Source organism: Comamonas fluminis (assembly GCF_019186805.1).
GTDB classification, from domain to species: Bacteria; Pseudomonadota; Gammaproteobacteria; order Burkholderiales; family Burkholderiaceae_C; genus Comamonas; species Comamonas fluminis.
The window spans coordinates 1,365,910-1,372,500 of sequence record NZ_CP066783.1 but is presented as its reverse complement, the minus strand read 5'-3'; the positions used below and the strand labels follow the sequence as shown (position 1 = coordinate 1,372,500).

General features: G+C 59.4%; 7 protein-coding genes (1 of these 7 only partly in view). 3 read left to right on the top strand and 4 right to left on the bottom strand.

The annotated features are described in order from the left end of the window. The 4 genes from tilS to cysS form a co-directional block, all read right to left on the bottom strand. Nucleotides 1-921 carry the 5' portion of a tRNA lysidine(34) synthetase TilS gene (tilS, locus tag JDW18_RS06600; protein ID WP_425514796.1) on the bottom strand. It extends 45 nt beyond the left edge of the window, so the window shows 921 of its 966 coding nt (coding positions 1-921); the start codon lies at nt 919-921; its stop codon lies beyond the left edge, outside the window. A gap of 184 nt (nt 922-1,105) precedes the next feature. Beyond that, entirely contained in the window at nt 1,106-2,083 is a 978-nt protein-coding gene (locus tag JDW18_RS06595; RefSeq protein ID WP_218242899.1) for an acetyl-CoA carboxylase carboxyltransferase subunit alpha, read from the bottom strand. Nucleotides 2,084-2,140: 57 nt separating this feature from the next. Further along, nucleotides 2,141-2,992, bottom strand: coding sequence for a DNA-3-methyladenine glycosylase family protein (locus JDW18_RS06590; protein WP_218242898.1), 852 nt, complete (start codon nt 2,990-2,992; stop codon nt 2,141-2,143). Between the two features lie 49 nt (nt 2,993-3,041). Further along, nucleotides 3,042-4,427, bottom strand: a complete 1,386-nt coding sequence (gene cysS / locus JDW18_RS06585) for a cysteine--tRNA ligase (RefSeq protein ID WP_218242897.1) — start codon at nt 4,425-4,427, stop codon at nt 3,042-3,044. Nucleotides 4,428-4,647: 220 nt separating this feature from the next. On the opposite strand from cysS, the gene JDW18_RS06580 reads away from it, so the two are divergent. The 3 genes from JDW18_RS06580 (at nt 4,648) to JDW18_RS06570 (ending at nt 6,502) form a co-directional block, all read left to right on the top strand. Further along, the gene (locus JDW18_RS06580; protein ID WP_218242896.1) at nt 4,648-5,190 is read left to right on the top strand and encodes a tetratricopeptide repeat protein; all 543 of its coding nucleotides are present in this window, start codon (nt 4,648-4,650) and stop codon (nt 5,188-5,190) included. A 124-nt stretch (nt 5,191-5,314) separates the two neighbouring features. Then, the gene (locus JDW18_RS06575; protein WP_218242895.1) at nt 5,315-5,899 is read left to right on the top strand and encodes a peptidylprolyl isomerase; all 585 of its coding nucleotides are present in this window, start codon (nt 5,315-5,317) and stop codon (nt 5,897-5,899) included. A gap of 75 nt (nt 5,900-5,974) precedes the next feature. Further along, nucleotides 5,975-6,502, top strand: a complete 528-nt coding sequence (locus JDW18_RS06570; protein WP_218242894.1) for a peptidylprolyl isomerase — start codon at nt 5,975-5,977, stop codon at nt 6,500-6,502. The last annotated feature ends 89 nt before the right edge of the window (nt 6,503-6,591 follow it).

The window sequence follows — 6,591 nt, the reverse complement described above, 5'->3', positions numbered from 1 at the left end:
GCCTCGACCCACCTTGATATGGATACGGTGCCCTCGCGTAGTGCATGCATACACCTGCTGAACCAGCTGCGTCAGCTGCGCTGCGCTAGGCGTGGTGCCGTATTCACTGCGCAGCCAGTGACGCAAAACATTGGCCAGACGCTGGTGCGACAAAGCCTGCAGATCACGGATACGCGGCGGGCTGCCCACCGCCTGCAAATCCGATGCCGCAAGCTCTTGCAGCAAATCAGCGGCTTGCGCGCAGTGCGCACTGCTGCGGGCAAAGGTGCTGCGAAATTGCGGAAATATCTGCTCCAGCACCGGTAGCAGCTGGGCGCGAATGCGGTTGCGCGTATAGCCTTGATCGGTATTGGTCGGGTCTTCCACCCAGGTCATATTGCGCTGCTGCAACCAATCCCTCAAGGCCTGGCCTGGCACTTCCAGCAAAGGCCTGAACCATTGCAGCCCTGCTCTTTGCCAGTGGGCAGGCATGGCAGCCAAGCCTGCAACTCCCGCGCCACGGGAAAGCGCCAACAGCAATGTCTCAACCTGGTCATCGGCATGCTGGGCCAGCGCCATGGAACGAACGGGCTGCAGCGCCAGCCTGCCCTCATCCAGCCAATCCTGCTCTGCAGCCTCGATCAGTGCCTGATAGCGCCCTTGCCGCGCTGCATCTTCCGGGCTTTGGCCTGGCTGCTTGCGCGCATCAATCTTGCAGACTTTGAGGGGAATGCCATGCGCCGCACATACAGCTTCGCAATGCAGCTGAAAACCGTCAGCCGCCGCCTGCAGGCCGTGGTGCACGTGAATCGCCCTCACCTGCCCGGGCCAGCGCGCATGACAGGCCAGCAGCAGCGCCGATGAATCCGCACCGCCACTGAATGCGACAGCCAGGGGCAGTTCCGGCTGAAATGCCTTTACAGCCTGATCGACGGGGTGCATTTCACGATCAGCCCCCCCCACCTCAGGCTTGAGTAGCATGAGAAACAAGCTCCATCACAATCATTTTGATAGCTGATACCGCTTTATCAGTAATGGCTTGAGGCATATTTCATTGAATTTCTATGGCACAAAAGCAAATGGCTCCCTTGGGAGCCATTGTGCGCATGAGGCCGAGCCTCGGCGATCAGCGGTTGTCCGCCTTGGTATCGGCAAACTTGCCGTAGCTTTGAATGCGCTCGTAGCGGCGATCCTGCAGCTCCTTGGGCTTGAGGTCCGACAGCTGACGCATGGCATCGCCCAGAGCACGCTTGAGGAAAGCGCCCATCTGCTTGGGGTCGCGGTGCGCGCCGCCCACGGGCTCGCTGACGATCTTGTCCACCAGACCCAGAGCCTTCAGACGGTGGGCAGTGATGCCCATGGCATCGGCCGCTTCCTGCGCCTTCTCTCCGGTCTTCCACAGAATGGAAGCGCAGCCTTCGGGGCTGATCACGGAGTACACGGAGTACTGCAGCATCAGCACCTGGTCGGCCACGGCAATCGCCAGCGCGCCACCCGAGCCACCCTCACCAATGATGGTGGTGATGATGGGGGTTTGCAGCTGCGCCATCTCGAAGATGTTGCGGCCAATGGCTTCGGACTGACCACGCTCTTCGGCATCAATGCCAGGAAACGCGCCGGGTGTATCCACAAAGGTGAACACGGGCAGCTTGAACTTCTCGGCCGTCTTCATCAGGCGCAGAGCCTTGCGATAGCCTTCGGGGCGGGTCATGCCGAAATTGCGCAGCGTGCGCTCCTTGGTGTCACGGCCCTTCTGGTGACCAATGATCATGCAGGGCTGGCCATTGAAGCGCGCCAGACCGCCCACGATGGACTGGTCATCGGCAAAGTGGCGGTCGCCATGCATTTCGACAAAGTCGGTAAAGCATTCGCGCACATAGTCCAGCGTATAGGGACGCTCGATGTGACGAGCAATCTTGGTGATCTGCCAGGGGGTCAGGTCGCTATAGATATCCTTGGTCAGCTGCAGGCTTTTCTTGCTGAGCTGATCAATTTCTTCAGAGATATCGACTGCGCTTTCGGTTTGCACATAACGCAGTTCTTCGATTTTGGATTCCAGTTCAGCGATGGGCTGCTCAAAATCCAGAAAGTTCTTTTTCGCCAACGTATTTCTCCTTGTGCCAGCCTGTTGCAACGCTTGCAATCGGCCAGTGGACAGATGTCATCCAGCCACAGGCTGCGCCTCGAGCGAGCGCCAAATATACCAAGTTGCAACCGTACACCACGGTTTCCAAGCCTCGGCAACCTCACGGGCATCGCTGCGACTGACAGGATCACCCGAAAAATAATTGAGAGAGATGCCCTGTATCAAACCAGCATCATCCAGCGGCAGCACATTGGGCCGCGCCAGGTAGTAAATCAGAAAGTTTTCTGCCGTCCAGCGGCTGAGGCCACGAATGGCCATGAGTTCGGCAACGATGGCCTCATCACTCATGCCAGCCCACTCATCCATGCGCAGCCGGTTTTCAGTGAAGTGCAGCGCCAGATCCACCAGATAGTCCACCTTGCGTGCCGACAGACCTGCCGCACGCATATCGTCCACCTTGAGCTTGAGCACCAGCTCAGGCGTCATTTCTGCAGGCAGCTTGGCAAACTTGTTCCACAGCGTCTTGGCAGACTTGGCGGCAATCTGCTGTCCCACGATGGAGCGGGCCAGTGTGGCAAAGGCTTCGTCACGGCACTGCGCGCGCGGCAGCATGGCCTGGGCACTGAGTGCCGGAATCAAGCGCTTGAGCACGCGATCACGGCGCATGAGCTGGCGGCAAGCTTCAGCCCAGTAGTCTGGAACGCCATCAGGCAGCGCCAGCACTACCTTGGGTGCTGCAGGTTTTGCAGCAGGTGCCGCTTTAGCCGCAGCTGCGGCCTTGGGCGCCTCTGCGGAGCCTTCTGCATGCGCGGCAACGCCCATCGGCGCCACAGGCAAAGGTGCCTTGGGGCCGACGAGCACGGGCAGGTCAGCCACCAGCGGCAGCTGCTCATACTCCATGGTGTCCAGGTGCTTGACCGCGCTCATGCACGACTCCCAACACCGCACAGGCAGTTCACAGGGCTATGCATGAGGGTCAACCTTTGGCCGCCGCTTCCCAGGTCGTCCCCGTGGGCGAATCCTTGAGCACAATGCCCTGCTCCAGCAGCACCTTGCGAATGCGGTCCGCTTCGGCCCAGTTTTTCTCGGCCTTGGCAGCAGCGCGGGCGGCAATCTGCGCCTCGATGGCCACAGCGTCCACACCAGCAGTGCCAGCCTGCAGAAACTTCTGCGGCTCGTCCTGCAGCAGACCCAGGCAAGCGCCCAGCGCCTTCAGCAGGCCTGCAGTCTCAGAAGACTTGTTGCGGTTGACCTCGGCGGCCAGCTCAAACAGCACAGCCACCGCCTCGGGCGTGCCAAAGTCTTCATCCATAGCCGCCTTGAAACGGGCTGCATGAGGATTGCTCCAGTCGATCTGAACTTCATCAGCCGCCACCAGACTCAGCGCGGTGTACAGGCGTTTGAGCGCGCTGCGGGCGTCGTCCAGGTGCACATTGGAATAGTTCAGCGGGCTGCGGTAGTGGCTGCGCACGACGAAGAAACGCACGGTTTCGGCGTCGTATTCCTTGAGCACATCGCGAATCGTGAAGAAGTTGCCCAGCGACTTGGACATCTTTTCGTTGTCCACGTTGATGAAGCCGTTGTGCATCCAGGTGCGGGCAAAGGTCTTGCCTGTCGCACCTTCGCTCTGGGCGATTTCGTTTTCGTGGTGGGGAAACTGCAGGTCTGCGCCACCGCCATGAATATCAAAGCTCTCGCCCAGCAGCTCGCAACCCATGGCCGAGCATTCGATATGCCAGCCGGGGCGGCCTTCGCCAAACGGGCTTTGCCATTTCACATCGGCAGGCTCTTCGGCCTTGGCAGACTTCCATAGCACAAAGTCCAGCGGGTCATGCTTGCCATCGGCCACTGCCACGCGCTCGCCAGCATTGAGTTCGTCCAGCGACTTGCCGGACAACTTGCCGTAGCCGGGGAACTTGCGCACGGCATAGTTCACATCGCCATTACCAGCCTGATAGGCCAGCCCCTTGGTCTGCAGCGCGCCGATCATGGACAGCATCTGCGGCACATATTCGGTGGCGCGTGGCTCCATGGTCGGGCGCTCGATGCCCAGCGCATCGGCATCCTGGTGCAGCGCATCAATCATGCGATCGGTCAGGCTGCGAATGGTTTCGCCGTTTTCCACCGCGCGCTTGATGATCTTGTCGTCAATGTCGGTGATATTGCGCACATAGGTCACACGCAGGCCACTGGCGCGCAGCCAGCGCTGCACGACGTCAAATGCGACCATGGACCGGGCATGCCCCAGATGGCACAGGTCATACACCGTCATGCCGCACACATACATGCGCACATGATCCGGTTCGATGGGCGAAAACGATTCCAATGCACGCGACAGCGTGTTGTAGATGCGCAAACTCATGAATCTTGAATTAGGGAGAGAGGGTGGCCACCAGCCGCTCCGGCCTGCTGCTTTGCATAGCCCGGATCTGCCATACCCTGAGGCTGAAATAATGCACGCAAGCACCCGGACACCTCACAGTCCCTGATGACGCCCAAGCTCCGCACACCCCTCAGCTACAATTCCCGCCAGTATAAGCCCGCGTCGCAGAGCTCTCTTGCGGCACATAGAAAGCACCTACATGCCTGTACGCAACTTGTTTGGTTCGGCAGCACGTGTGGCAGCGGTTGCTGTCATGCTGGCCGCCACTAGCGCCTACGCTGACGATTACACAGATGTTGCCCAGTTGCTCAAAACTGGCAAAGCACCTCAGGCCCTGCAAAAAGCTGACGAATATCTGGCCAAGAACGCCCGTGACCCTCAGATGCGCTTTTTGCGCGCCATTGCACTGACCAATGACAACAAGACGGAAGAAGCCATCACTGCCTTTCGCCTGTTGACCGAGGAATATCCGGAGCTGCCCGAGCCCTATAACAATCTGGCGGTGATTTATGCCCGCCAGGGTGATCTGGACAAGGCCCGCGCTGCGCTGGAATCCGCCGTGCGCAACAACCCGAACTACGCTGTGGCCCATGAAAACCTGGGCGATATCTACGCCCGTCTGGCTTACCAGTCTTATGCGCAGTCTCTGGCCAAAGGGGGTCGCCCTGCGCTTTTGAACCCCAAGCTCAAGCAGCTCAAGGAGTTGCTGCAGCCGCCAGCCGCCGCAGCTGCGCCGCGCTGAAGCCTCTTGAGCCCATCTGTTTTTTATGCCCGCCCTCTTGCACAAGAGGCTGGGCGCCCTCAGCTCCCAGTCTGCCTCTCCAGATTCATGGAGAAACCAGGCTTTCCAACCTCAGGATAAAACCATGCTGAAATTTCGCCGAAACAGCCTTAAAGCCCTTTCCGCTATTGCGCTAACAGCTACTATTTTTGCAGCACCCGGCTTTGCCCAGGCTCAGTCCAAGGTAGAACTCAACACCAGCATGGGCAAGATCGTGGTGGAGCTGAACGAGGCCAAGGCCCCCAAGAGCGCCGCCAACTTTCTGCAATACGTGCGCGACAAGCACTATGACGGCACCGTGTTTCACCGCGTGATGGACGGTTTCATGATTCAGGGCGGCGGCATGGACGCCAATATGAAGGAAAAAGCCACCCGCGCCCCCATCCCGCTGGAAGCCAACAACGGCCTGAAGAATGACCGCGGCACGATTGCCATGGCACGCACTGGCAACCCCAACTCGGCCACTTCGCAGTTTTTCATCAACGTGGTGAACAACGACATGCTCAACGCTCCCAAGCCTGATGGCTATGGCTACGCCGTCTTTGGCAAGGTCATCAGCGGCATGGATGTGGTGGACAAAATCCGCGTCGTCGCCACGGGCAACCGCGGCATGCACCAAAATGTGCCCACAACGCCGATCACCATTCTGTCGGCGACCGAAGTCAAGTAAACCCTCTTCCACCCTGGCGGCGCTGCAGAACATGACAGCGCCCCACTCCCTCTCAAACCTCAAGAAAGCACAGACATGAGCAACCCACAAGTCGAACTGCACGTGACCATCAACGTGGCTGACACAGCAACCCAAGGCGTGATCACCCTGGAACTGGACGCTGTGAACGCACCCAAGTCCACCGAGAACTTCCTGAACTACGTGAACCAGGGCTTCTACAACGGCACGATCTTTCACCGCGTGATCAAGAACTTCATGATCCAGGGCGGCGGCTTCACGGCCGACATGAAGCAAAAGGAATCGGGCACCCCCATCGAGAACGAAGCCAAGAACGGCCTGAAGAACGACAAGTACACCATCGCCATGGCCCGTACCAGCGATCCTCACAGCGCCACGGCTCAGTTCTTCATCAACACCGTGGACAACGCTTTTCTGAACCACACTGCGCCTACCGGCCAGGGCTGGGGCTACGCCGTGTTCGGCAAGGTGGTCAAGGGCGAAGAGATTGTTGACGCCATCAAGAAGGTGCGCACCACTCGCAAGGGTTTCCACGACGACGTGCCTTTTGACGCCGTGGTGATCGATAAGGCAGTGGCCCTGTAATTTGCCCCCTGAGCCGCTTTGCGGCTTCCCCCCAAGGGGGACGACGGCCTCGCTGCGAGGCGGCTCTTGCTTGCCGTCTCTCGCTCGGG

Excerpts from the sequence above, each read along its gene's own strand:
- JDW18_RS06580 (WP_218242896.1), top strand. The coding sequence starts at position 4,648 with ATGCCTGTACGCAACTTGTTTGGTTCGGCAGCACGTGTGGCAGCGGTT.
- JDW18_RS06570 (WP_218242894.1), top strand. The coding sequence starts at position 5,975 with ATGAGCAACCCACAAGTCGAACTGCACGTGACCATCAACGTGGCTGAC.
- JDW18_RS06590 (WP_218242898.1), bottom strand. The coding sequence starts at position 2,992 with ATGAGCGCGGTCAAGCACCTGGACACCATGGAGTATGAGCAGCTGCCG.
- JDW18_RS06575 (WP_218242895.1), top strand. The coding sequence starts at position 5,315 with ATGCTGAAATTTCGCCGAAACAGCCTTAAAGCCCTTTCCGCTATTGCG.
- cysS (WP_218242897.1), bottom strand. The coding sequence starts at position 4,427 with ATGAGTTTGCGCATCTACAACACGCTGTCGCGTGCATTGGAATCGTTT.